The sequence below is a fragment of the Nocardia sp. NPDC056611 genome, from assembly GCF_042792755.1.
Taxonomy (GTDB): Bacteria; Actinomycetota; Actinomycetes; order Mycobacteriales; family Mycobacteriaceae; genus Nocardia.
In genome coordinates, this window is record NZ_JBHTVV010000009.1 from 139,458 (window position 1) to 161,322 (window position 21,865).

26 protein-coding genes are annotated in these 21,865 nt (G+C 69.1%); 8 read left to right on the forward strand and 18 right to left on the reverse strand.

Going from position 1 to position 21,865, the window contains the following annotated elements; translation table 11 throughout:
* The first annotated feature begins 1 nt into the window (after nt 1).
* Together ACFRAQ_RS33540 and ACFRAQ_RS33545 are read left to right on the forward strand one after the other, a co-directional pair.
* Nucleotides 2-697 carry a low molecular weight phosphatase family protein gene (locus ACFRAQ_RS33540; RefSeq protein WP_379106895.1) on the forward strand — a complete coding sequence of 232 codons (696 nt, stop codon included), beginning with the start codon at nt 2-4 and terminating at the stop codon, nt 695-697.
* Between the two features lie 194 nt (nt 698-891).
* Nucleotides 892-1,254: a hypothetical protein gene (locus tag ACFRAQ_RS33545; RefSeq protein ID WP_379106897.1), complete on the forward strand. Its 363-nt coding sequence runs from the start codon at nt 892-894 to the stop codon at nt 1,252-1,254.
* A gap of 112 nt (nt 1,255-1,366) precedes the next feature.
* On the opposite strand, the gene ACFRAQ_RS33550 is transcribed toward ACFRAQ_RS33545, so the two are convergent.
* The 12 genes from ACFRAQ_RS33550 to ACFRAQ_RS33605 form a co-directional block, all read right to left on the reverse strand.
* Complete coding sequence (locus ACFRAQ_RS33550; RefSeq protein WP_379106988.1) at nt 1,367-2,251, reverse strand: acyl-CoA thioesterase; 885 nt, start codon at nt 2,249-2,251, stop codon at nt 1,367-1,369.
* A 40-nt stretch (nt 2,252-2,291) separates the two neighbouring features.
* Entirely contained in the window at nt 2,292-3,716 is a 1,425-nt protein-coding gene (gene pyk / locus ACFRAQ_RS33555) for a pyruvate kinase (protein ID WP_379106899.1), read from the reverse strand.
* Nucleotides 3,717-3,806: 90 nt separating this feature from the next.
* The gene (locus tag ACFRAQ_RS33560; protein ID WP_379106901.1) at nt 3,807-4,475 is read right to left on the reverse strand and encodes an amino acid ABC transporter permease; all 669 of its coding nucleotides are present in this window, start codon (nt 4,473-4,475) and stop codon (nt 3,807-3,809) included.
* A gap of 20 nt (nt 4,476-4,495) precedes the next feature.
* Nucleotides 4,496-5,251, reverse strand: a complete 756-nt coding sequence (locus tag ACFRAQ_RS33565; RefSeq protein ID WP_379106903.1) for a transporter substrate-binding domain-containing protein — start codon at nt 5,249-5,251, stop codon at nt 4,496-4,498.
* A gap of 191 nt (nt 5,252-5,442) precedes the next feature.
* A complete protein-coding gene (locus tag ACFRAQ_RS33570; protein ID WP_357285843.1) occupies nt 5,443-5,943 on the reverse strand; it encodes an NINE protein in 501 nt (166 codons plus the stop codon).
* Nucleotides 5,944-5,998: 55 nt separating this feature from the next.
* On the reverse strand, nt 5,999-6,469 hold the full coding sequence (locus ACFRAQ_RS33575) for a hypothetical protein (RefSeq protein ID WP_379106906.1): 471 nt from the start codon (nt 6,467-6,469) through the stop codon (nt 5,999-6,001).
* A 132-nt stretch (nt 6,470-6,601) separates the two neighbouring features.
* Nucleotides 6,602-7,804 carry a prolipoprotein diacylglyceryl transferase gene (gene lgt / locus ACFRAQ_RS33580; protein WP_379106908.1) on the reverse strand — a complete coding sequence of 401 codons (1,203 nt, stop codon included), beginning with the start codon at nt 7,802-7,804 and terminating at the stop codon, nt 6,602-6,604.
* Between the two features lie 116 nt (nt 7,805-7,920).
* Complete coding sequence (trpA, locus tag ACFRAQ_RS33585) at nt 7,921-8,721, reverse strand: tryptophan synthase subunit alpha (RefSeq protein WP_379106910.1); 801 nt, start codon at nt 8,719-8,721, stop codon at nt 7,921-7,923.
* Complete coding sequence (gene trpB, locus ACFRAQ_RS33590; protein ID WP_379106912.1) at nt 8,718-10,004, reverse strand: tryptophan synthase subunit beta; 1,287 nt, start codon at nt 10,002-10,004, stop codon at nt 8,718-8,720. The genes trpA and trpB overlap by 4 nt, the downstream gene beginning before the upstream one ends.
* 8 nt (nt 10,005-10,012) lie before the next feature.
* On the reverse strand, nt 10,013-10,831 hold the full coding sequence (trpC, locus tag ACFRAQ_RS33595; protein WP_213560553.1) for an indole-3-glycerol phosphate synthase TrpC: 819 nt from the start codon (nt 10,829-10,831) through the stop codon (nt 10,013-10,015).
* A gap of 149 nt (nt 10,832-10,980) precedes the next feature.
* Nucleotides 10,981-11,928: a TIGR02234 family membrane protein gene (locus ACFRAQ_RS33600; protein WP_379106914.1), complete on the reverse strand. Its 948-nt coding sequence runs from the start codon at nt 11,926-11,928 to the stop codon at nt 10,981-10,983.
* Complete coding sequence (locus tag ACFRAQ_RS33605; RefSeq protein ID WP_379106916.1) at nt 11,925-13,478, reverse strand: anthranilate synthase component I; 1,554 nt, start codon at nt 13,476-13,478, stop codon at nt 11,925-11,927. The genes ACFRAQ_RS33600 and ACFRAQ_RS33605 overlap by 4 nt, the downstream gene beginning before the upstream one ends.
* A gap of 243 nt (nt 13,479-13,721) precedes the next feature.
* On the opposite strand from ACFRAQ_RS33605, the gene ACFRAQ_RS33610 reads away from it, so the two are divergent.
* The 4 genes from ACFRAQ_RS33610 to ACFRAQ_RS33625 all read left to right on the forward strand — a co-directional run bounded on the left by ACFRAQ_RS33610 (nt 13,722) and on the right by ACFRAQ_RS33625 (nt 15,946).
* A complete protein-coding gene (locus ACFRAQ_RS33610) occupies nt 13,722-13,934 on the forward strand; it encodes a hypothetical protein (RefSeq protein ID WP_379106918.1) in 213 nt (70 codons plus the stop codon).
* Nucleotides 13,935-14,125: 191 nt separating this feature from the next.
* A complete protein-coding gene (locus ACFRAQ_RS33615) occupies nt 14,126-14,581 on the forward strand; it encodes a peroxiredoxin (RefSeq protein ID WP_379106920.1) in 456 nt (151 codons plus the stop codon).
* An 83-nt stretch (nt 14,582-14,664) separates the two neighbouring features.
* Nucleotides 14,665-15,258, forward strand: a complete 594-nt coding sequence (locus ACFRAQ_RS33620; protein WP_379106922.1) for a permease — start codon at nt 14,665-14,667, stop codon at nt 15,256-15,258.
* Nucleotides 15,259-15,439: 181 nt separating this feature from the next.
* A complete protein-coding gene (locus tag ACFRAQ_RS33625) occupies nt 15,440-15,946 on the forward strand; it encodes a MarR family winged helix-turn-helix transcriptional regulator (protein ID WP_379106990.1) in 507 nt (168 codons plus the stop codon).
* A 3-nt stretch (nt 15,947-15,949) separates the two neighbouring features.
* Here the strand turns inward: ACFRAQ_RS33625 and hisI are convergent, their stop codons facing one another.
* The 6 genes from hisI to ACFRAQ_RS33655 form a co-directional block, all read right to left on the reverse strand.
* Nucleotides 15,950-16,321 (reverse strand): phosphoribosyl-AMP cyclohydrolase, encoded by a 372-nt coding sequence (gene hisI / locus ACFRAQ_RS33630; RefSeq protein WP_357285815.1) that lies wholly within the window; start codon nt 16,319-16,321, stop codon nt 15,950-15,952.
* Nucleotides 16,318-17,091, reverse strand: coding sequence for an imidazole glycerol phosphate synthase subunit HisF (gene hisF, locus ACFRAQ_RS33635; protein WP_357097965.1), 774 nt, complete (start codon nt 17,089-17,091; stop codon nt 16,318-16,320). Before hisF ends, hisI begins: the two co-directional genes overlap by 4 nt.
* A 16-nt stretch (nt 17,092-17,107) precedes the next feature.
* Nucleotides 17,108-17,926: an inositol monophosphatase family protein gene (locus ACFRAQ_RS33640; RefSeq protein WP_379106926.1), complete on the reverse strand. Its 819-nt coding sequence runs from the start codon at nt 17,924-17,926 to the stop codon at nt 17,108-17,110.
* 6 nt (nt 17,927-17,932) lie between these two features.
* On the reverse strand, nt 17,933-18,664 hold the full coding sequence (gene priA, locus ACFRAQ_RS33645) for a bifunctional 1-(5-phosphoribosyl)-5-((5-phosphoribosylamino)methylideneamino)imidazole-4-carboxamide isomerase/phosphoribosylanthranilate isomerase PriA (RefSeq protein ID WP_357097970.1): 732 nt from the start codon (nt 18,662-18,664) through the stop codon (nt 17,933-17,935).
* 97 nt (nt 18,665-18,761) lie between these two features.
* Nucleotides 18,762-19,505 carry an SDR family oxidoreductase gene (locus ACFRAQ_RS33650; protein WP_379106928.1) on the reverse strand — a complete coding sequence of 248 codons (744 nt, stop codon included), beginning with the start codon at nt 19,503-19,505 and terminating at the stop codon, nt 18,762-18,764.
* Nucleotides 19,506-19,563: 58 nt separating this feature from the next.
* Nucleotides 19,564-20,019: a MarR family winged helix-turn-helix transcriptional regulator gene (locus ACFRAQ_RS33655; RefSeq protein ID WP_379106930.1), complete on the reverse strand. Its 456-nt coding sequence runs from the start codon at nt 20,017-20,019 to the stop codon at nt 19,564-19,566.
* Nucleotides 20,020-20,119: 100 nt separating this feature from the next.
* On the opposite strand from ACFRAQ_RS33655, the gene ACFRAQ_RS33660 reads away from it, so the two are divergent.
* On the forward strand, nt 20,120-20,587 hold the full coding sequence (locus tag ACFRAQ_RS33660) for a nuclear transport factor 2 family protein (RefSeq protein WP_379106932.1): 468 nt from the start codon (nt 20,120-20,122) through the stop codon (nt 20,585-20,587).
* Nucleotides 20,588-20,666: 79 nt separating this feature from the next.
* On the forward strand, nt 20,667-21,857 hold the full coding sequence (locus ACFRAQ_RS33665) for an NAD(P)/FAD-dependent oxidoreductase (RefSeq protein ID WP_379106934.1): 1,191 nt from the start codon (nt 20,667-20,669) through the stop codon (nt 21,855-21,857).
* Nucleotides 21,858-21,865 lie beyond the last annotated feature (8 nt).

A 21,865-nucleotide genomic window follows, 5' to 3' on the forward strand; every position in this document is an offset into this window, starting at 1 on the left:
CATGCACGTCCTGTTCGTCTGCAGCGGAAATGTTTGCCGATCCGTCATCGCCGAACGCCTCACCCTGGCGGTGGCCGCCGACCACGGACTACGAGAGCTGACCGCCGAGAGCGCCGGCGTGCGCGCCCTGGTGGGCTTCCCCGTGGAACCCCTGGCCGCACAGACGATTACCGGCCTCGGCGGTGACGCCTCGAACTTCAAGGCCCGGCGGCTCAAGGCCGAGATGGTGCACCGCGCCGACCTGGTGCTCACCATGACCGAGAAGATCCGCGACCAGGTCCGCGAACTCGTGCCCGCCGCGCTCCCCCGCACCTTCACGCTGCTCGAGGCGTACCGGATCGCGAAGGTCAGTGGTGCGCGCACCGTGGTCGGCCTGCACGCCGCGCGCGACGACCTGGCCTATGTCGGCCGCGAGAACATCTCCGACCCGGTCGGGCTGTCCCCGCAACAGTATTGCGATGTCGGCGACAAGATCGCCGAGGCGCTGGTGCCGCTACTGCTGGCGATGCACGCGCATCAGCATCCGCAGGCCACGCTGCGTCCGCGCAGCGCCGCCGACGGACAGCCGGCGCTGCTGGTGATAGACGGCGGACGCGGCGAATCTCCCCGCACGGCAGCGCCGTCACCGCGACCGGCCGCGCAGTCGCCCCATCCGGCACCGCGCCCGGCCCGCCGCGCGGCGGAATCCGCCGGATAGCAGGCGATCCCGGCAAACCGGCCGGTCGGAGTCTGCGTGTCAATACACCTTGCTGCCGCGATGGTCCGGTAAGGGATTACACTCTCGCGCGGAACACTTATCCGTTCCGCCGAACGCCACTGCCGGTGGTTCGACACAAGAACAGGACCAAGGACATGCCGAAGCGCATTTCGGATGTTTCGCTCCATGTTTACGTGACACCTCACACCCTGCGCCGCGTCACCGAGACCGTGTGCCGGGTGGTCGACGAATACGTCGCCGATCGAGATATCTTCGCGTGGCGCTTCACCCTCCCGGTGGAGTGCGACGATCCCGCCCACACGGTGCTCGAAACCCAGTGGCGGCTGGATCATCCCGCCGCCCAGCCGGGCGAGCGCCGCACCTACGAGATCGCGCTCAGCCTCGTCGGGGAAGCCCGCCAGCTCACCAAGGCGGGCATCGCCAAACTGGAGCAGCGGCTGCTGCTGGAGCTCTCCGCGGGCGAGCCGATCCCCTACATCGTGCACGCCCTGCAGCGCGAGAACTTCGACCTCGAAGAGAACCGCGAGTTGATCTGACTCGCAGGGCTCTCAGGGGCCCTGAATCCCCCGGGGATTTCGGGACTCGGACCTCGGGACGCACATCGGGCCGCACCCCGAAGGGCACGGCCCGATGTCCGGTGTCCGTATCTCAGCGACGTGCCGGGAAGTGGCGGATCACGCCTTCCTGGACGGTCGTCGCCAGCAGGTCGCCGTTGCGGGCGTAGAAGTGCCCGCGGGCCAGGCCGCGCGAGCCCGCCGCCACCGGCGACTCGGTCGCGTAGAGCGACCAGTCGTCGAAGCGGAAGGGCCGGTGGAACCAGATGGAGTGGTTCACCGTCGCCGCGATGATGCGGTCCCAGCCCCACGACAGGCCGTGCGTGGTGATGATCGAGTCCAGCACCGTGGTGTCGGACGAATACGCCAGCGCCGCAACGTGAATCAGCGGATCGTCGGGCAGCGCGCCGTCGGTGCGCATCCAGACCCGGTTGTGGCCGAGGCTCTCGCCCTTGCCCTTGAGGACCCACGCCGGATCGTTGGTGTAGCGCATCTCGATGGGATGCGGTGCGTCCACGAACATCTGGAGCTTGTCCTCCATGCCCGCGAACGACTCCTCCACGCGCGGAAGGCCTTCCGGCCCCGGCACCTCGGGCAGGGGCGTGCCGTGCTCGAGCCCCTTGCCCCAGTCCTGGAAGGCCGCGAGCATGACGAACAGCTCCTGCCCGTCCTGGTACGCGGTCACCGTGCGGTTGGCGATGGAGCGGCCGTCGCGATGCCGATCGACGTGGTACTCGATCGGCTGCTTCGGGTCGCCGCCACGAACGAAGTGCGCGTTCACCGCGTGGATCGGCCGTTCCGGTCCCACGGTCCGGCCCGCGGCGATGATCGCCTGGGCGACCAGCTGGCCGCCGAACGTGCGGCTCCACACCTTCTCGGGGTGATGTCCGAGGAAGATGTCGGGGCCGTTCTCCTCGAGATCGAGCAGACGCAGCAGCACCCGCAGATCATCCGACAGCCCGGCCCCCTCGGGGTCCACGACGACGTCCGCGGACGTCTCGTCCAGCGACGCACTCAAATTAGTGGTCCTCCTCGCCGATGCGATGCACGTGGATCAGGTTGGTGGACCCGACAGTACCCGGCGGGGAGCCGGCCACGATGACCACGAGATCACCCTTGCTGTACCGCCCGATCGACAACAGCGCGTTGTCGACCTGGTGGATCATCTCGTCGGTCGTGCCCACCGGAGGAACGATGAACGTTTCCACGCCCCACGTCAAGGCCAGCTGACTGCGAATCGCGGACTGCGGGGTGAAGGCCAGTAGCGGCAGCGGGGTGTGCAGGCGAGCCAGACGGCGCACCGTGTCACCGGACTGCGTGAACGCCACCAGCGCTTTGGCATTGAGGCGCTCGCCGATGTCGCGGGCGGCGTAGGAGATGACACCGCGCTTGGTCCGCGGCACGTGGGTCAGCGGCGGAACCCGGGTCGAGGACTCGGACTCCACCGCGTGCACGATGCGGGCCATGGTGCGCACGGCCTCGATCGGGTAGTCACCGACCGAGGTCTCGCCCGAGAGCATGACCGCGTCCGCGCCGTCGAGCACCGCGTTGGCCACGTCGGAGGCCTCGGCGCGGGTCGGGCGCGAGTTGGTGATCATGGATTCCAGCATCTGGGTGGCCACGATGACCGGCTTGGCGTTCTCACGCGCCATCTGCACGGCACGCTTCTGCACCAGCGGCACCTGCTCGAGCGGCAGCTCGACGCCGAGATCGCCGCGGGCGACCATGATGGCGTCGAAGGCCAGCACGATGGCCTCCAGATTGTCGATGGCCTCGGGCTTTTCGAGCTTGCCGATGACCGGCACGCGGCGGCCCACGCGGTCCATGATGTCGTGCACCAGCTCCACATCGGAGGGCGAGCGCACGAAGGACAGCGCGATGAAGTCCACGCCCAGCTTCAGGGCGAATTCCAGGTCGTCGATGTCCTTTTCGGACAGCGCGGGCACGGACACGTCCATGCCGGGCAGCGAGACGCCCTTGTTGTTGGAGACGGGGCCGCCCTCGGTGACCTTGCAGACCACGTCGTTGTCCTCGACGCGCAGCACGGTCAGCCCGACCTTGCCGTCGTCCACGAGCAGTCGGTCGCCGGGCTTGGCGTCCTTGGCCAGGTGCTTGTAGGTGGTGGAGACCCGGTCGTGGTTGCCGATCATGTCGTCGACGGTGATCCGGACTTCCTCGCCGGTGTTCCACACCGTTTTGCCGTCGCCCTCGAACCGGCCCAGCCGGATCTTGGGGCCCTGCAGGTCGGCGAGGATGCCGACCGCGCGACCGGCGGTATCGCTGGCCGCACGCACCTTCTTGTAGTTCTCGGCATGATCGGAGTGCTCGCCGTGGCTGAAGTTCAGGCGCGCAACGTCCATGCCACTTTCGACGAGCTCACGAATCCGGTCCTCGGATGACACTGCGGGTCCGAGGGTGCACACAATCTTCGTTCGTCGCATCACGCGTTCAACCCTAGACCTGTGGTAAGGCTCATGCCGACCCCGGCACACACATATACGGTTCTCGTAAGCACCCGTTCAGCTACTGCCTGGTCACCGTGCGACGTGCCTGGCCAAACGGGTCTCCAAGTGGGTTTGGAAGAATCCCAGGATGAGGCAGACAACCCAGTAATAGATGGCGGCCACGCCGTAGAGGGCGAAAAAATCGAAGGTGGGCGCGGCGGCCATCTGGGCGGTGCGCAGCAATTCGGTGACCAGGATGGTCGACGCCAGCGAGGTGTCCTTCACCAGTGAGATCAAGGTGTTGGACAGCGGGGGCACCGCGATGCGGGAGGCCTGGGGCAGGATCACCAGCCGCAGCGCCTGGGCATAGCTCATGCCGACCGAGTACGACGCCTCCCACTGTCCGTGGGCGACCGAAAGGATCGCGGCCCGAATGATCTCCGCCGCGTACCCGCCCACATTGAGGCTGAACGCGATGATCGCCGCCGGGAACGGCTCGAGCACGATATCGAACGCGGGCAGGCCGAAGAAGACGATGAACAGCTGCACCAGCAGCGGCGTGCCGCGAATGATCGAGATGTACACGCGTGCGGCCGCCGACAGCGGCCACACGCTCGACATCCGCGCCAGCGCCACGAACAGCGCGATCACCAGCCCGATCGCGAAACTGATCGCGGTCAGCGGCAGCGTCTTGCTCACCATGGCCTCGAGCATGGGCCACAGGTTGTGCCGGATCAGCGCCCAGGTGGCGTCGTCCATGTCGAAATGCCCCGCGCCGCTTACTTGCTGACGTCGGTGCCGAAGTACTTCTCGGAGATCTTGGCCAGGGTGCCGTCGGCCCGCAGCTCGTCGAGGGCCTTGTTCACCTGATCGGTGAGGGCCTGGGAGTCCTTGCGGGCGGCGAAGGCCTGCTTGGAGGTCTCACCGGTCTTCCCGGCGACCTGCACGATGCCCGCGCCCTGCTGCTTGGCGTAGGCGTTCACCGCGAGGGTGTCGTTGACGGTGGCGTCGGCGCGGCCGGTCTTGAGCAGCTGCACGGCCTCGACGAAGCCGGGGATGGCCTCGACCTTGCACCCCGCGCCGCGCGCGACCTCGGCCCAGTTGCTGGTCTCGGACTGGGCGCAGGTCTTGCCGGACAGGTCGGTGAGGGCGTGGACGCCACCATTGCCGGTCTTGGTGACGATGACGCCCTCGGAGACCGTGTAGGGCTGCGAGAGCGAATACTTCTGCTCGCGTTCGGGTTTGACGGTCACCTGGTTGGCGATGAGGTCCACGCGCTTGGATTCCAGGGCCGCGAACAGCGAGTCCCAGGGCGCGGTGGTGAACTCGACCTTCTTGCCGAGCTTGTCGCCGACGGCCTTGATCACGTCGACGTCGTAGCCGGTGAGGCTGCCGTTGTCCTGGTACGTGAAGGGAGAGTAATTGCCCTCGGTGCCCACCTTCAGGGTGTTCGCGTCGTCCTTGCTCGAGCTGCAGGCGACGAGCCCGGCTGCGGCGACGACGGCGAGCAGGACGGCGGCTAGCTTGTGGCGCACGACGTGGACCTCTCCTCGGGCGTGTGGGTGAACACGCGACAAATAACCGACAAAGGGTACGCCGCGGACCGACCGGGCGGCACGGCAACCATCACGATGCGCGAAAACCTGGATCCGGCTCCGGCGCGATGATATGTGCGACCGGCCGCCACCCTGTCGAGTGACGGCCGTCGCTAGGCGGAGTGTCGCGCTCAGTCGCGCAGGGGACGCCCCTGGAGATCGGGCACCTTGCCGGTGAGGATCAGGATGCCGTCGATCAGCGCCCAGATACCGCAACCGCCACAGGTGACCAGCTGCAGCACGCCGATCGTGGTGTAGCCCAGGTAGAAACGGCCGATCCCGAAACCGCCGGCGAGCAGCTGCAGCAGGCCCGCGGTCAGCTTGCTTTTGTCCGACAACGGAACTCCGAACGGATCCCGGCCGAACGGGGCCTCCGGGTCCCCGCCGTAGGGACCGTACGGGCCGGGCGCGGCGAACTGCTGGGGCTGGCCGTAGGGCTGACCCGGCTGCGCGAACTGCTGGGGCTGGCCGAACTGGTCACCCGGCTGGCCGAATTGCTGGCCGGGCGCGGCGAACTGCTGGGGATCGGGATAGGGCTGCTGGCCGTAGGGCTGTCCGTACTGCGGGCCCGTGCCGGGCGCGCCGTACTGCGGGCCGTCCTGCGGCGGCTGTTTCTGGAAGGGGTCGGTCACGCAGGAATTATCGCGTGTCGTCGCGGATTCGTTGCCGGGCGAAGCGAATCGACCGCTACATGGCGCTGAGTGTGCGCGCGTAATTCACCTGGTGCATGACCATCGGGAAGGTGGATTCGTTCCGCACCGCGATCATCGCCGAGTGGAACCGGCCCGCGCTGTTCACGGTGACCTGCACGTATCCGGCGACCACCTTCTGCTTGATGAGCAGGAACAGCAACCCGAGGAAACAGAAGGGCAGGAACAGGATCGCCAGCACGATGGCGTACGGCGGGGTCCGCTCCGAGGATTGCGACATATCGGTCGCGGTCCAGATCGCCCCGCGCAGCGGGAAACTGCCGGACGGGGTGGTGATCAGGCCCTCCGAGACCGCGATATCGCCGATCGCGATCAGGAACCCGGGTTGCCGCGGCACCGTCGCGGGCATCGGAGCCGGGAGGCCGTACTGCTGCCCGGACGGTCCCGTTCCCGGTGGACCGTACTGTGGCCCACCGGGAACGGGTTGCTGCTGATACGGACCGGTCACTCGCCCCTCCTGGCATGCGTACGGGTCCTCCCGCCGACCCGTTCCCCCTACGGCCGCACCGGCGGCCGTCGATGATGCCCGATTGTCTCCCGAATCACCGCGCCGCGCTAGGGGATTCGCGCGATTCCATGATCAGGAATCGCTCTTGCTGTCCGCCTTGTCCGCGGTGTCGGACTTCTTGGCGACCTCGACCTTCTCCGGCTCCTCGGCGGCCTCCGCCTTGCCGGCGGGCTCCGCTTCGCCGGCGGGCTCTGCCTTGCCGGCGGATTCGGATTCGGCCTGGTCGGCGGATTCGGTCTTGTCGGTGAAGTTGTCGGCGCCGGACTTCTCGTCAGCGGGCTCCTTCGCCGCGGCATCCGTGCCCGGAATCGCGGGTTCGGTCGCGGCGGCCCGGGCCGCTCCATAGGCGCGCAGGGCACCGAACTGCCACGGCCAGGGGCGTTCCGCGCCCGCCCGCACCTGCGCGGGAGTCTCCCGGCCCTTGGTGGCGAGCAGGAAATAGGCCACGGCGCAGACGAAGACGATCGCCGAGGTGAAGGTGTTCACGCGCAGGCCCGCGATGTGGGTGGCCTCGTCGTCGCGCAGCAGTTCCACGAAGAACCGGCCGAAGCAGTAGATGGCCACGTACAGGGCGAACAGCCGGCCGTGGCCGATGCGGAACCTGCGGTCCACGTACAGCAGGATCGCGACGCCGAGCAGGTTCCACAGCAGCTCGTAGAGGAAGGTCGGCTGCACGACGTGCACCACCACGCCGTTGGAGACGCCGTTCATCGGGTCGGAGCCGCCGTTGGCGTCGAAGCGGTCGAAGATCTCCAGGCCCCACGGGAGGGTGGTCTCGCGGCCGAAGAGCTCCTGGTTGAAATAGTTGCCCAGGCGTCCGATGGCCTGCGCCAGCAGCACGCCCGGCGCGATGGCGTCACCGAAGGCGGGCAAGGGGATTCGATAGTGGCGGCAGCCGATCCAGGCGCCGAACGCGCCCAGCAGCACCGCGCCCCAGATGCCGAGCCCGCCCTGCCAGATCGCCCACCAGTGGGCATCGGCCTTGCGATGCGGGCCGAAGTACTTCTCCCAGTCGGTGGCCACGTGGTAGAGCCGACCGCCGATCAGGCCCAGCGGCACCGCGAACATGGCGATGTCGAGCACCGCGCCGGACTCGCCGCCGCGGGCCACCCACCGCTTCTCCCCCAGCCAGATGGCCGCGACGATGCCGATGATGATGCAGATCGCGTAGGCGCGCAGCGGGAACGGCCCGAGGTACCACACGCCGCGAGGCGGGCTGGGAATGTAGGCCAGGACATCGGCGCCGGTGCTCTCGGCAAGGGCTCGTATGGTCACGAGTCCCCACCGTAGCAGTGTTCGATCCGGCCTTCCGCTTCGCTACGGGCGGGTTCGCGGCCAAAAAGAAAGGTGTATACCGAATTCGGTACACACCTCTCGAAAAGGTCCTTCGGCTAGGAAGCGACCGCCGCCGAGCGGACGCCCTGCGCCAGCTCCTCGGTCAGCGCCCGGATCGCGTCCAGGCCCTGCGCCGCCGCCGACACCAGGGCCGAGCCCACGATGACGCCATCGGCGTAGGAGGCGATCTCGGCGGCCTGCGCGCCGCTGCGCACACCCAGGCCGACGCCGATCGGGATGTCGGAGTGGGCGCGGATGCGGGCGCACAGCGCCGGAGCCATGGACGACACCGCGTCACGCGCGCCGGTGACGCCCATGGTGGAGGCCGCGTACACGAAGCCCTTCGAGGCCTCGAGGGTCTTGACGAGCCGCTCCTCGGTGGAGGACGGCGCGACCAGGAAGATGCGGTCCAGGTTGTGGGTGGAGGACGCCACGAACCAGTCGTCGGCCTCCTCCGGAATCAGGTTGGGGGTGATCAGGCCCAGACCGCCCGCCGCCGCGAGATCGCGGGAGAAGCTGTCCACGCCGTACTTCAGCACCGGATTCCAGTAGGTCATGACGACGGCCTTGCCGCCCGCCTGGGAGATGGCCTCCACGACCTTGAACACGTCGCGCACCCGCACGCCACCGGCCAGGGCCTGCTCGGCGGCGCGCTGGATGGTGGGGCCGTCCATCACCGGATCGGAGTAGGCCACGCCGACTTCGATGATGTCGCAACCGGATTCGACCATCGCCTTGCACGCGTCGATCGAGCCCTGCACATCGGGGTAGCCCGCGGGCAGGTAGCCGATGAGCGCGGCGCGGTTCTCCTCGCGGCAGGCCGCGAAGGTGTTGGCGAGACGGGACTGCTGGCTCACTTGTCGTCCCCCTCGGGCTTGTCGAACAGCCCGAACCACTGGGCGGCGGTGTCCATGTCCTTGTCGCCGCGGCCGGACAGGTTCACGACGATGACCTTCTCCGGGCCCAGCTCCTGCCCCAGCTTGATCGCACCCGCGACCGCGTGCGCGGACTCGATGGCCGGGATGATGCCCTCGGCGCGGGACAGCAGCATGAGCGCGTCCATGGCCTCGGTATCGGTGATCGGGTAGTACTCGGCGCGCCCGGTGTCCTTGAGGTAGGCGTGCTCGGGGCCGACGCCCGGGTAGTCCAGACCCGCGGAGATGGAGTGCGAGTCGATGGTCTGCCCGTCCTCGTCCTGGAGCAGGTAGGAGTACGCGCCCTGGAACGCGCCGGGGGTGCCACCGGTGAAAGTGGCGGCGTGGCGGCCGGTTTCGACACCGTCGCCGGCGGCCTCGTAGCCGATCAGGCGCACGCCCGGATCGTCGATGAAGGCGTGGAAGATGCCGATCGCGTTGGAACCGCCACCGACACAGGCGGTTACCGCGTCGGGCAGCCGGCCGGTGTGGGCCTGGATCTGCTGGCGCGTCTCGATGCCGATGATGCGCTGGAAGTCGCGCACCATGAGCGGGAACGGGTGCGGGCCCGCGGCGGTGCCGAAGCAGTAGTAGGTCTGCTCGGCATTGGTGACCCAGTCGCGCAACGCCTCGTTGATGGCGTCCTTCAGCGTCTGCGAACCCGTTGTCACACTGATGACTTCGGCGCCGAGCAGGCGCATGCGGGCCACGTTCAGCTGCTGGCGCACGGTGTCGACCGCGCCCATGTAGATGACGCACTCGATGCCCAGCAGCGCGCACGCCGTGGCGGTGGCGACGCCGTGCTGGCCCGCGCCGGTCTCGGCGATGACGCGGGTCTTGTTCATGCGCTTGGCCAGCAGCACCTGACCGAGCACATTGTTGATTTTGTGAGAACCGGTGTGGTTCAGGTCTTCCCGCTTCAGGAAGATGCGCGCGCCGCCCGCGTGCTGGGCCAGGTTCTTGCACTCGAACACCGGCGAGGGCCGCCCGGTGTAGTCGCGCTGCAGCCGGTCCAGCTCGTCGAGGAAGTTCGGGTCCACCCGGCACTTGTCGTATTCGGCGGTGACCTCTTCGATCACGGCCATCAGCGCCTCGGGCACGTGGCGGCCGCCGTACACGCCGAAGTGGCCGCCCACGTCGGGTTCGTGACTCTTGTGCGCGACACCGTCGCTGGCCTGGGGCAGGCCGAGAGTGTTCTTGCCGGACAGCTTTTCGGTCTGAGTCATCGCTTCTTTCACCGTCCCCGGCGAACCGGTTTCGGGCAGGACGGGTGGGTTCCGGCGGTCACCAGCTCGGCCACCGCGGCGCGCGGGTCGCCGCTGGTCACCAGGCCCTCGCCGACGAGCACGGCGTCCGCGCCCGCCCCGGCGTAGGCCAGCAGGTCGGCGGTGCCGCGAATGCCGGACTCGGCCACGCGGATCACTTCGCTGGGCAGACCGGGCGCGATGCGCGCGAACACATCCCGGTCCACCTCGAGGGTCTTCAGATTGCGGGCGTTCACGCCGATCACGCTGGCCCCGGCCTCGAGCGCCCGGTCGGCCTCTTCCTCGGTGTGCACCTCGACCAGCGCGGTCATGCCCAGCGATTCGGTGCGGTCGATGAGCGCGGACAGCACGTCCTGCTCCAGCGCGGCCACGATCAGCAGGATCACGTCCGCGCCGTGCGCGCGGGCCTCGTGGATCTGGTACGGGCCGACGATGAAGTCCTTGCGCAGGACCGGGATGTCGACCGCGGCGCGGACCGCGTCCAGGTCGGCCAGCGAACCGCCGAAGCGGCGCTGCTCGGTGAGCACGCTGATGATGCGGGCGCCGCCGTCCTCGTAGGCGCGGGCCAGGTCGGCGGGGTTGGGGATGTCGGCGAGCGCGCCCTTGGAGGGGCTGGCCCGCTTCACCTCGGCGATGACGCCGATGCCCTCGGCGTGCAGGGCGGCCTTGGCGTCACGCGGGGACCGCGCCGCCGCGGCGGCCGCTTTCACGGCCTGGAAATCCAGAAGGGCTTCCCGCGCGGCCACGTCCGCACGGACCCCGTCGAGAATCGAGTCGAGTACCGTCATCTGGCTCGAATCCTTTCTGGGGAGACGGACTTGCTGCCTGAGAATCCCCCCAGGCGCTGTCTCACCGCTGCTGATAAAGAGTAAATGGCTATGTTCCCGGTCTTGACGGCGGGGCTGGAAGCGGCGACGCTGCCGCTGTCCGGCCCAGCTCAGTGGCGTTCCCCGCGCGTACCCCCGGAACCCGGATCATCCTGCGCGGCAGAGTGATCGGCGTCGTCGGCGGTCGGATCCAGGCCCTCGTCGAGCGCGTCCCACAGCACGCGGCCCGACAATTGCTCCGTGGGCGGCGGCTGTGACCCGGATTCCGCGGGTCCCCGGTCGGCGTGACGCTGGGCAACCTGTTCGGCCGCCGCGGACTTCCGCACGGCCGGGCTGTCGTACTTGCCCGACATGCGGGCCGTCTCGCGGGGCATGCGCACCAGCAGCAGCCCGGCCACGAACGCGGCCACCGCCCCGACCAGCGTCAGCACGGCGGGCAGCGACGCGGTGGTGACGGTTCCGGGGTGCTCCCAGCCCCGCAGCTCGGCCAGCCGGGCGGCCCGGTCACCGGTCCTGCCCTGATGCATCAGCAGGGCGTAGGCGGGCACCGCGGCCACCGCGGCGAGCACCGCCACCACCACACCCACGCCGCGCCGCCACCAGCCGTGGGTGGCGAACACGGCCGCGATGGTGGCCAGCAGGACCAGGGCCAGCGGGGTCAGCGCGCCGAACCAGGTGCTGCCATTGAGGTGGGCGGTGCGCGGCGGGCCGAGCTCGCTGGTCACCTCGAGGGTCACCCACGTCATCCGCGAAGCCGCCCACAGCAGGGCGGCGGCTACCGCCAGCAGGGCGACGGCCGCGAACGGCCGGGGCCGCTGACGCGCGCCCTCGGCGACCGCGGCGTGGGCATCGGCCTCGGCTTCCCGCGCGTCCGCTTCGGCCGCTCGCGCATCGGCCACCGCCCGCGCGGCATCCGCGGCGACCTCCGCCCGGTCTGCCGCACCCGCTCCGGCGGACCGTTGATCAGCTTGTGGCGCAACCGGTTTCCCGGCGACCGCGTCGTCTCCCGATGGCACGGCAGGGGTTTTCGACGGCCGATCGGGGTCGGGCTCGGTCATTGCCCGGCGCCGTTCGGCCGGTAGGCGCGGACCGTCTCCGCGGCGGCGACGGCCTTGAGCACCGCCATGGCCTTGTTGCGCGATTCGACGTCCTCGTACTCGGCGTCGGAATCGGCGACGATGCCCGCGCCGGCCTGCACGTAGGCGGTGCCGCCCTTGAGCAGTGCGGTGCGGATGGCGATCGCGGTGTCGGCGTCACCGGCGAAGTCGAGGTAGCCGACCACGCCCGCGTACACGCCGCGGCGGGTGGGCTCGAGCTCCTCGATCAACTCCATGGCCCGGACCTTGGGCGCGCCGGAGAGCGTTCCGGCCGGGAAGCAGGCCTGGACCGCGTCGAGCGCGACCTTGCCCGCCCGCAACCGGCCCGACACCGTGGACACCAGGTGCATGACGTGCGAGTACCGCTCGACGTGCCGGTACTCGGTGACCCGCACGGTGCCCGGCTCGCAGACCCGGCCCAGATCGTTGCGGCCCAGGTCGACGAGCATGAGGTGCTCGGCGTTCTCCTTCGCGTCCTCGAGCAGGCCCTTCTCCAGCAGGAGATCGTCCTCCTCGGTGGCCCCGCGCCAGCGGGTGCCCGCGATCGGGTGCGTCGTGGCGACGCCGTCCTTCACCGTGACCAGCGATTCGGGGCTGGAGCCGACGATGGAGAACGCGGTGCCGCCGGAGCCGTCCGGGATGTGCATGAGGTACATGTACGGGCTCGGGTTGGAGGCGCGCAGCATGCGGTAGAGGTCCAGCGGGGTGCCGTGGTAGTCCATCTCGAAGCGCTGCGAGAGGACCACCTGGAACGCCTCGCCCGCCTCGATCTCCTTGACCAGGCGGCGCACGCCCGCGCCGAACTCCTCGGAGGTGCGCTGGCGGCGGTAGTCGGGCTCGGGCCGGTCGAAGACCGAGACCGTCGACTCGGCGGGCACGGCCAGGGCCTCGGTCATGCGGTCCAGGCGGGCGACCGCGTCGTCGTAGGCCTCGTCGACGCGCTCATCGGTGCCGTTCCAGTTCACCGCGTTGGCGATCAGGGTGATCGCGCCCTCGTGGTGATCGAAGGCGGCCAGGTCGGTGGCCAGCATCAGGACCATCTCGGGGACCTGGAGGTCGTCGGTGGCCAGGCTGGGCAGCCGCTCGAGCCGGCGCACGGTGTCGTAGCCGAGGTAGCCGACCAGGCCGCCGGTCAGCGGCGGCAGGCCGGGCAGGCGCTCGGTGCGCAACACCCGCAGCGACTCGCGCAGCGCTTCCAGCGGGTCGCCGCCGACCGGCGCGTCGGCCGGGGTCTGCCCGAGCCAGGCGGCCTGGTCGTCGACCACGGTGAGCGCACTGGGACTGCCCGCGCCGATGAACGACCATCGCGACCACGAGCGGCCGTTCTCCGCCGACTCCAGCAGGAAGGTGCCGGGCCGGTCAGCGGCCAGTTTGCGGTAGGCGGACAGCGGAGTCTCGGAGTCCGCCAGCACCTTTCGGATCACCGGGACCACGCGGTGATCGGCCGCGAGCGACCGGAACTGCTCCCGGGAGGTGGTGGTGTCGATTGGCAAACCATGGGCGCCGTGCATTGCCCCATCATTCCAGGCCCACCGGGCGGGATCTAAATCGCTCTCCCCGCCCAGCCGACCGGGCCGCTGCGGCGAATACCTGAAGCGGTCTCACTACGCTCGCGGCGGTAGCACGCGGTATCCCCCATTTTCGAGAGGAGATCAACACAGATGTACCCCTCGCAACCGGTGGCTCCGGAGGGTCCACGGCACGCAGCTCCGCAGATGGCCCCGGGCGTGATGCCCGGCCAGCCGCCTCGGATGATGCATATGAACCCCGGCGGTAAGTACTCCGCCATCTCCTCGTTCGTCACGTACGTGAAGGCGCTGGAGTCGCTGGATCCGGGCAACTTCCCCGATGAGTACGCCGAGCACACCGACCGCATCAAGGAACTGAAGCCGTTCCTGCGCGCCCACGGCATCCTCGACGTGATGAACATCAAGAACCCGGAGGTCGCCGCCCTGATCGGGGCGTGACGCCGCACCGACACCGCGTGTCGGGGGTGGTTGGGGCTCCGGGGGCCGACCCCGGACCCCCAGGCAGGGACGTTGCCGACAGGCCGGCGGTGAGCACCCGCCAAGCCCCGTGCCCGGCAAGGGATTCCAGCCGGACGGTGACCGCGTCCCCGGATAGCTCGTGCACGATGAATTGGGGGTAGGGTACGAGCATGAAGGTCGGTCAGCTCGCACCCAATTTCGAACTATCGGATCAGTCCGGCACCCCGCGTTCGCTCGAGGCGCTCCTCGCGGACGGCCCGGTGGTGCTGTTCTTCTATCCCGCGGCGAACACGCCGGTGTGCACCGCCGAGGCGTGCCACTTCCGGGATCTGGCAACGGAATTCAAGGCCGCCGGGGCGAGCTGCGTGGGCATCAGCGCGGATTCGGTCGAGGTGCAGTCGGGATTCGCCGAGAAGCAGGGACTGGGATATCCGGTGCTCTCGGACCCGGGCGCGAAGGTCGCCGCGGAGTTCGGCGTGAAGCGCGGCCTGCTCGGCGCGATCGTGCCGGTCAAGCGGACCACCTTCGTGATCGACCCGGATCGGACCGTGGCCAAGGTGATCAACAGCGAGATGCGCGCCAACGTGCACGCCGACGAGGCCCTGAAGTTCCTGCGCGAACGCTGAGGAACGGCTCCCGCTCGGCGTCGGCCGCGCGCCCCGTCGCGTCGGTGCTTCGCCCGCCGACAATTCGGACATACGCTGAGCGCATGACTACGGCCGGCACCGAGCAGGAGCGAAAGTCTTCAACCTTCGTCACGTGGCGCAATCGCATCATTGCCGCGGTCGTGACCCTGGCGGTGTTGTGGTTGTCCTATCTGATCCTGGCCGCGTTCATTCCGCGGTGGTGGGCGCAGCGCCTGGGGGAAATGGTCGGTTCGAGTTTCGCCAAGGGCATCTGGTACGGCCTGTTGATGGGCCTGATATGCACGGCGGTGCCACTTTTCCTGTTCCTGGCGGCGGGCCTGTCCTGGCGTAAACGGGCCGGAAAGTTCGTCGCGGGCGGGGCCGCCGTGCTGGCGCTGGTCCTCGCCGTCCCGAATTTGATGACGCTGACCATCGTGTGGGGAAACTCCAATGCCGCGCACGCCGGGGAACGCATTCTCGACGTCGACGCCCCGGGATTCCGCGGCGCCTGTTTGGCGGGCGCGATCATCGCCGCCGTGCTGTTCCTGCTGGTCGCATTTCTCTTGCTGCGCAGGCGATTCCGCCGCCACCGCGCCGACAAGCAGCGAAACGAACCGGAAAAGCCGAGCGTGTCGCCGGAAACTCCGGCAAATCCTCCCGAAGTCGGCACGAACTAATTCCGCGCGCAACACGCGTGATCGATGTCACGTCATTCAGCAACATCGTGACTGACGAGCGAAGTCGTGGCAAACTTTGACGTGCGAGTGACTTGTTCGATGCCGCGACACGGGCTCTCGAACGGTCGGGGACCAACCGTCACTCGGCTGGTACGAGAGGGCGCGCACGGTGACCAAGTCGATGAATCCCCAAGAACTGCGAGCTTGGCGAACCTTGATCGCGCTCACCACCCGACTGCCCGCCGCCTTGGATACCCAGCTGCAACGCGAGTCCGGGATTACCCATTTCGAATACTTCGTGATGGCCTTGCTCTCCGAAGAACCCGATCACCGCTTGCAACTCAGCGACCTCGCGCAAAAGGCAAACGCATCGCTATCACGGCTCTCGCACGTGGTGTCCAAACTCGAGCGGCTCGGCTGGGCGCAACGCGTGGCGCTGACCGGCCGTCGCGGGGCCCAGGCCGTGCTCACCGACGCGGGATATCGCAAGGTCAGCGACGCCGGACCCGGCTATCTGGAGTGCGTGCGCGGCCTGGTGTTCGACGGCCTCGACGCCGATCAGACCGAACAGCTGCTGACACTCGGGGAAACCCTGGTGGCGCAGCTCGACAAGGGCATGACCCGCGGGCTCGGCCGCTCGGGGCGGCCCAGCTCGTATCTGGCTCTGGATCCCGCCGAATCCGACTGAGGCTCAGCCCTCGTCGGACAGCAGCCGATCGCCCTGCGACAGCAGTACGTCGGTGTCGAAGCAGGTGTGGGTGCCCGTGTGGCAGGCCGCGCCCTCCTGGTCGACGATGAGCAGCACGGTGTCGCCGTCGCAGTCCAGCCGCACCTCGTGCACGTACTGGGTGTGGCCGGAGGTCTCGCCCTTGACCCAGTACTGCTGCCGCGAGCGCGAGTAGTAGGTGCCCTTGCGGGTGTCGAGAGTGCGGGCCAGCGCCTCGTCGTCCATCCACGCCATCATGAGCACGTCGCCCGTGCTCTTCTCCTGGGCGATGGCGGCGAACAGGCCGTCGGCATTGCGCTTGAGGCGCGCGGCGATCGCGGGATCCAGGCCGCTCATCGAACCGTGATTCCTTCCGTGCGCATGGCGTCCTTGACCTCGCCGATGGTGAGATCGCCGAAGTGGAAGACGCTGGCGGCCAGCACCGCGTCCGCACCCGCCTGCACGGCCGGGGCGAAGTCGGCGACCTTGCCCGCACCGCCGGAGGCGATGACCGGCACCGACACCGCGGCGCGCACCGCGCGGATCATGGTCAGGTCGAAACCGGCCTTGGTGCCGTCGGCGTCCATCGAGTTCAGCAGGATCTCCCCGACGCCCAGTTCGGCGCCGCGCACGGCCCATTCCACGGCGTCGATGCCGGTGCCGCGCTTGCCGCCGTGGGTGGTGACCTCCCAGCCGGACGGGGTGGGGTCCTGGCCCGCGGGCACGGTGCGGGCGTCGACCGACAGCACGATGCACTGCGAGCCGAACCGCTCCGACATCTCGCGCAGCACCTCGGGGCGGGCGATGGCGGCGGTGTTCACCGACACCTTGTCCGCGCCCGCGCGCAGCAGCCGGTCCACGTCCTCGACGGTGCGCACGCCGCCGCCGACGGTGAGCGGGATGAAGATCTGCTCGGCGGTGCGGGTGACCACGTCGATCATGGTGCCGCGGTCGCCGGTGGAGGCGGTGACGTCGAGGAAGGTCAGCTCGTCCGCGCCCTGGGCGTCGTAGGTGGCGGCGAGTTCCACGGGATCGCCCGCGTCCCTGAGGTTCTCGAAGTTGACGCCCTTGACCACGCGCCCGGCGTCGACGTCCAGGCACGGGATCACGCGTACCGCGAGGGTCATTTCTCTGCCTCGAATGTCATTGTTCTGCCTCTCCTCGGACCCGATCGGCGGTGTCGGCGATCAGTTCCAGTAGTTCCTCGTGCACGCCGGGCGCGGCGGCCAGCACCGAACCGGATTCGATGGTCCAGTCCGCGCCCAGCAGATCGGTGACGACCCCGCCCGCGGCCCGGACCAGCACCACGCCCGCGGCGTTGTCCCACGGGTGATGTCCGAACACCACGGCCCCGCCCAGAATTCCGGACGCGGTGTAGGCCAGGTCGATGCCGGTGGAGCCGTACATGCGCTGCCGGCCCGACAGTCGCGACAGCGCGCCCAGCAGGTTGAAGCGGAAGATGCCCGGAATCCGGCCCGCCCCATCGATATTGAAGCTGCCGAACCCGATCATGGCGGTGGCCAGTTTGGCCGGGGCCAGCCGCGGCAGCGGGGTGCCGTTGAGCAGCAGCGGCCCGCCGTCGACGGCCGCGTAGCGCTGGCCCAGGATCGGCAGCCAGGTCAGGCCGATGACGGGGACGCCGTCACGCACCAGCGACAGCAGCATCCCGCACATCGGGCTGCCCGCCGAGTAGTTGAAGGTGCCGTCGATCGGGTCGAGCACCCACGCGGTGCCGGAGGTCAGCTGCGGGCCGCCGAATTCCTCGCCGTGCACCGGGATTCCGGTGCGTTCGGCCAGTCGCTGCGAGATGGTGCGCTCGAGTTCCAGGTCGAGTTCGGTGGCGAAGTCGTTGCGCCCCTTCTCGACCGCGCTCGGCGCCCCGATGCCCTCGACGAAACGCGGTGCGGCGGAGTCGAGCACCGCGCAGGCGATGCCGAGCAGTTCGGCGAGTTCGGCGGCCATCGGCGGTTATCGAACCGCGGCCAGGGCTTCGGGCAAGGTGAACCGGCCCGCGTACAGGGCCTTACCGATGATCGCGCCCTCGACGCCCTCGTCCACCAGGGTGGCGATGGCGGTCAGGTCCTCGAGCACCGAGATGCCGCCCGACGCGATGACCGGCGCCTCGGCCGCGTTCGCGACCTGGCTGAGCAGATCCAGGTTCGGCCCGGTCAGGGTGCCGTCCTTGGACACGTCGGTGACCACGTAGCGCGAGCAGCCGTCGCGTTCGAGCCGCTCGAGCACCTCCCACAGGTCGCCGCCGTCGGTGACCCAGCCGCGGCCGCGCAGCCGCCACTCGCCGTCGATGAGCTTCACGTCCAGGCCGACGGCGACCTTGTCACCGTACTCGCCGATGGCGCGGGCGCACCACTCCGGGTTCTCGATGGCCGCGGTGCCGATATTGACGCGCGCGCAGCCGGTGGCCAGCGCCGCCTTCAGCGACTCGTCGTCACGGATGCCGCCGGACAGCTCGACCTTCACGTCGAGTTCGCCGATGACCCCGGCGATGATGTCGCGATTGGACCCCTTGCCGAACGCGGCGTCGAGGTCGACCAGATGCACCCACTCCGCCCCCGCCTGCTGCCAGGCCAGGGCGGCGTCGCGCGGCGAACCATAACTGGTTTCGCTGCCCGCCTCCCCTTGAACCAGGCGCACAGCTTCACCATTGGCGACATCGACGGCAGGTAGCAGCACAAGACTCACGGGGTAAGCCTAGTGGTTGCCCGGTGTCACACCGTTCGCAGGGTGAACCGAGTCGCGGCGGGGCGGCCACCACGCTCGGCCGCCCTCCGTCGCGATTTCACCGCCGGGCGAGCCAGTCCGCGAGCCGGGTCGGGGCGAGTTCCGCGCCGGGTCCCGGCACCAGGCTGTCGGGACCCAGGAGGGTACCGAAGTATCGGGCCTGCGGGTCGGTGACCACCTCGCGGGGGTCGGATCGGGCGGTCAGCACGGTGCGAATCCACTGGTCGAGGCCGAATTTCTCGGGTCCGCCGACCTCGAGCGCGCCATGGCGAGGCGAGTCCAGCGCGGCCCGCGCGATCGCGGCGGCGACATCGTCGGCGGCCATCGGCTGGACGCCGCCGTCGGACAGCCGCACCACGCCGTCGACGGTGGCGGAATCGGCTATGCCACCGGCGAATTCGAAGAATTGCGTGGCGCGCACGATCGTGTACGGGAGGCCGGAACTCCGGATCAGTTCCTCCTGCGCCGCCTTCGCTTTCAGGTACCCGGACTCCGGCAGGTCGCCCGAGCCGACCACCGACAACGCGACGTAGTGGCCGACGCCCGCGCTCTGCGCGGCGTCGAGCAGGTTGGCGGTCGAGATGCGGAAGAACGCCATGACGTCGTCGTCGGCGAACGACGGCGAATTGGAGACGTCGACGACGACGTCCGCGCCCTGCAGCGCCTCTTTCACGCCGACACCGGTCACCGTGTCGACGCCCTTGCTCGGTGAGGCCGGAACTGCCTGGTGGCCGCTCTCGCCCAAACGGTTGACGACATTCGACCCGATCAGGCCGGTGCCGCCGATGACGACAATCTTCATGTCCGTTCCTTCCGTTGTCGCGTTTGCCTCGGCCTCCACCATCCCACCGAGCGGTTGTTCAGCTGCCTCCGGCGTGCGATTCGAGGATGCGATTGAGGGTCAGGACGAAGTTCGCGCGTTCGGCGGCGGTGAACCCGGGCAGGAGTTCCCGCTGCGCCGCTTCCAAACGTTCGTCGAGCTCGGTGAGGTGGGCTCGGCCGGCACGGGTGAGAGTGAGGGTGTTGCGGCGGCGATCGGCGGGGTCGGGGGTGCGGGTGACCAGCCCGCGGTCGGCGAGGTCGTTGACCGCGGAGACGACGTCACTGCGGTCGATGCCGGTACGGCGTCCGGCGTCGGCCTGACTGAGCGGGCCGTGCTCGTCGAGGGTGGCGAGCAGGGCGTAGTGGTAGCGGCGGGAACCGGTGGGTTCCAGGGCCTTCTCGGTGCAGCGGTTGGCGATGATCGCGGCCTGACCCAGGAGGCGGGTGGGCAGGGCGCGCAACCGGCCGGAGGCTCCTTCGGGCGCGGTGTCCATGACAGCGAATCTACCAACACTTGTTGGGAGCACCCACGATCAGTTACATTGGTTCCACCAACGTTGGATAGACCAACAATCTTGTCGAAAGACTCTCACCATGAACGCGATCGACATCAGCACCAGCCGAATCCAGGACCTGGCAGACAAATTCGAGGTCACCGAGCTGGTCCACCGCCTCGGCCGCGCCCTCGACGAGGGCGACTGGGCCGAACTCGCCACGCTCTACACCCCCGACGCCACCGCCCAGACCCCGGGCGGCCTGGCTGTCGGCCGCACCGCCCTGGTCACCCAGGCCAGCCGAAACCACTCCCCCGACAAGCACATTCAGCACATCATCACCGGAATCATCGTCGACCTGGACGGTGACACCGCCCGCGTACGCGCCAACCTCCTCGCCGTCTTCGCCTGGGGCCCCGCCCAAGACCCCACCCTCGGCTCCCAACCCCGCCTCACCCTCGGCGAGGTCTACCGCTTCCAGGCCGTCCGCACCCCCGACGGCTGGCAGTTCGCCGGCGTCGCCTCCTCCCCCGTCTGGTCCGTCGGCGCCCGCCCGACGCGGGAGTGACCCACCTCACCGGCGGTGCTGTCAGGAATCCGCGCGCTGTCTCGTTCAGAGGGCACGCGAACCAGACAGGAGCGAAATCATGCAGCACCGCATCGTGGTCCTGGGGGCCGGCTACGCCGGCGCCTTCACCGCCGGATACCTGGCCCGCACCCTCCATTCCCGCGACTTCGAGATCACCGTGGTCAACGCCGAACCCGATTTCGTCGAACGCCTGCGGCTGCATCAGCTCGCGGCCGGGCATGCGCTGCCGCACCGGCCGCTGGCGGAGGTGTTCGCGGGCACCGGGATCCGGCTGCGGGTGGCGCGGGTGATCGGTGTCGACGCCGACCACCGCAGCGTCACCATCGCCGACGCCGAAGGCACACACCGCCTCGAATACGACACTCTGCTCTACGCGCTCGGCAGTACCGCCGCCGTGCACGACGTTCCGGGTGCCGCGGAGCACGCGTTCGACGTCGCCGGACGGCCGTCCGCGCTGGCTCTGCGCGCCCGTCTGGACGAGCTCGGCGAGCACGGCACGGTGCTCGTGGTCGGTGGCAATCTGACCGCGATCGAGACCGCCACCGAGATCGCCGAAGCCCGTCCAGGAGTGCGGGTCCAGCTGGCCACCAGCGGTGAACTGGGCGGCTGGCTGGGTCCGAAGGCCCGCCGTCATCTGCTGCGCGCGTTCGATCGATTCGGTATCAGGATCCACGAGCACACCGCCATCGCGCGGGTCGAGGCGCGGCGGGCCGTCGCCGACGACGGGACCGTCTTCGCCTCGGATGCGATCGTGTGGACCGCGGGCTTCGCCGTCCATCCGATCCCCGCCGACAGTGGCCTGGCGGTGGAAGCCAACGGGCAGATCACGGTCGACCGGCAGATGCGGTCGGTCTCGCACCCGGAGGTGTACGTCGCGGGTGACAGCGCCTTCGTCATCGGCGAGAACGGTCGTCCGCTGCCGATGTCGTGCGCGTCGGCGGGATTCACCGGCATGCAGGCGGCGGCCGCGATCCTCGGCGACCGGACCGGGCGCACCGTCAAGGCGACCACCCTGAGTTACGTCGGCAACCACATCAGTCTCGGCCGCGAGGACGCGATCTTCCAGCTGGTCGACGGTGCCGGGCAGGCCAAGCCCGGGGCCCTGTGCGGCCGACCGGCGGCGCTGGTCAAGGCGGCGATCGTGGCGGGCAGCGGCTGGAGCATCAGCCACCCGACCTTCGGAATGCCAAGCCGCACACGCCGCTTGGCGCCGCCCCGCCCGCACCCCGTCGATGTGGTCGCCACCTAGGGTGAAGC

What these genes read in the sequence shown, in the direction of transcription:
- ACFRAQ_RS33615 (WP_379106920.1), top strand. Translation starts at nt 14,126, where the DNA reads ATGAAGGTCGGTCAGCTCGCACCCAATTTCGAACTATCGGATCAGTCC.
- hisI (WP_357285815.1), bottom strand. Translation starts at nt 16,321, where the DNA reads ATGAGCGGCCTGGATCCCGCGATCGCCGCGCGCCTCAAGCGCAATGCC.
- ACFRAQ_RS33560 (WP_379106901.1), bottom strand. Translation starts at nt 4,475, where the DNA reads ATGGACGACGCCACCTGGGCGCTGATCCGGCACAACCTGTGGCCCATG.
- ACFRAQ_RS33620 (WP_379106922.1), top strand. Translation starts at nt 14,665, where the DNA reads ATGACTACGGCCGGCACCGAGCAGGAGCGAAAGTCTTCAACCTTCGTC.
- trpC (WP_213560553.1), bottom strand. Translation starts at nt 10,831, where the DNA reads ATGACGGTACTCGACTCGATTCTCGACGGGGTCCGTGCGGACGTGGCC.
- ACFRAQ_RS33650 (WP_379106928.1), bottom strand. Translation starts at nt 19,505, where the DNA reads ATGAAGATTGTCGTCATCGGCGGCACCGGCCTGATCGGGTCGAATGTC.
- hisF (WP_357097965.1), bottom strand. Translation starts at nt 17,091, where the DNA reads ATGACCCTCGCGGTACGCGTGATCCCGTGCCTGGACGTCGACGCCGGG.
- ACFRAQ_RS33665 (WP_379106934.1), top strand. Translation starts at nt 20,667, where the DNA reads ATGCAGCACCGCATCGTGGTCCTGGGGGCCGGCTACGCCGGCGCCTTC.
- ACFRAQ_RS33640 (WP_379106926.1), bottom strand. Translation starts at nt 17,926, where the DNA reads ATGGCCGCCGAACTCGCCGAACTGCTCGGCATCGCCTGCGCGGTGCTC.
- ACFRAQ_RS33625 (WP_379106990.1), top strand. Translation starts at nt 15,440, where the DNA reads ATGAATCCCCAAGAACTGCGAGCTTGGCGAACCTTGATCGCGCTCACC.
- ACFRAQ_RS33600 (WP_379106914.1), bottom strand. Translation starts at nt 11,928, where the DNA reads ATGACCGAGCCCGACCCCGATCGGCCGTCGAAAACCCCTGCCGTGCCA.
- ACFRAQ_RS33540 (WP_379106895.1), top strand. Translation starts at nt 2, where the DNA reads ATGCACGTCCTGTTCGTCTGCAGCGGAAATGTTTGCCGATCCGTCATC.
- trpB (WP_379106912.1), bottom strand. Translation starts at nt 10,004, where the DNA reads ATGACTCAGACCGAAAAGCTGTCCGGCAAGAACACTCTCGGCCTGCCC.
- ACFRAQ_RS33610 (WP_379106918.1), top strand. Translation starts at nt 13,722, where the DNA reads ATGCATATGAACCCCGGCGGTAAGTACTCCGCCATCTCCTCGTTCGTC.
- ACFRAQ_RS33605 (WP_379106916.1), bottom strand. Translation starts at nt 13,478, where the DNA reads ATGCACGGCGCCCATGGTTTGCCAATCGACACCACCACCTCCCGGGAG.
- ACFRAQ_RS33660 (WP_379106932.1), top strand. Translation starts at nt 20,120, where the DNA reads ATGAACGCGATCGACATCAGCACCAGCCGAATCCAGGACCTGGCAGAC.
- ACFRAQ_RS33655 (WP_379106930.1), bottom strand. Translation starts at nt 20,019, where the DNA reads ATGGACACCGCGCCCGAAGGAGCCTCCGGCCGGTTGCGCGCCCTGCCC.